The sequence below is a fragment of the Legionella navarrensis genome (assembly GCF_052527415.1).
Window position 1 is genome coordinate 1 of the sequence record NZ_JBNVZR010000055.1, and the last position, 1,010, is coordinate 1,010.

Consider the following 1,010-nt stretch of genomic DNA (forward strand, 5'->3'; position numbering starts at 1 on the left):
GCCTACGTGCCGCGGCTTGTCCGCGGCATCCAGTTTGATGTACAAAGCAACATCATAGCGAGAGTGCTCAAGTACACTATTGATAACTAAAAGCAAACTCATAATATATCGGTTCTCACCCAGATATAAAATGAGTTTGTAATGCCAAGACTGATGCTCAGTGATGAGCTATGGTCAAAGCTGAAGGAAATCATGCTACAGCACCGAATTTATGACAAGCCAAATCTTCAAATGATCGTTGAGGGCATGTTGTATAGAATGCGTGTTGGTTGCCCTTGGCGAGACCTGCCGGCAGCATTTGGATGCTGGAATTCAATTTACCAACAGTTTAACCGTTGGTCATTCAAAAATAAATTGATGCAAATTTTCAAGGCGCTTGCACACGATCCCGATCTTGAATGGGAGTTTATTGACGGGAGCATTGTTCGTGCTCATCAACACAGCACCGGTGCATGTAGTACAGAAGACGAGGCCATTGGGAAATCCAGAGGAGGTAGCACAACAAAAATTCATATGGCCGTTGATGCCTATGGGTTACCCATTGAATTTCAATTGACTGGAGGTGAGGTACATGATGCAAAAGCCGCTCCGGAGCTTATCGCACAATTACCCAAGTCTGATTATGTCATTGCTGACAAAGGATATGATAGTGAAGACATTCGGGAACAAATCAGGGAAAAGGGTTCAAAGCCGAACATCCCACGGAAAAGTAACTCCAAAACTGGCAATGCGGAGATTGACTGGTGTTTGTATAAGTATCGTCATTTAGTGGAAAATGTGTTTGCCCGTCTTAAACATTTTCGCGCCATTGCCACGCGATATGACAAATTGAAACGAAATTATGCTTCCATGATTGCAATGGCTTGCTCCTGCATGTGGCTACCTATGTAATCGCGCAATTCAGTGGTAGTATTCCTGCAAGTCCAATATCAACACGGAAGCAGGATGAAATCATTCTACGTTTATATCATGGCGAGCAAGCGCAATGGGACATTATACGTTGGTTCAGC

The 1,010-nt window shown here is 43.9% G+C and carries 1 protein-coding gene; it reads left to right on the top strand.

Annotation, left to right across the window (positions count from 1 at the left end):
• Positions 1 to 141 precede the first annotated feature (141 nt).
• Positions 142 to 891, top strand: a complete 750-nt coding sequence (locus tag ACQUTA_RS13080; RefSeq protein WP_444988707.1) for an IS5 family transposase — start codon at positions 142 to 144, stop codon at positions 889 to 891.
• The last annotated feature ends 119 nt before the right edge of the window (positions 892 to 1,010 follow it).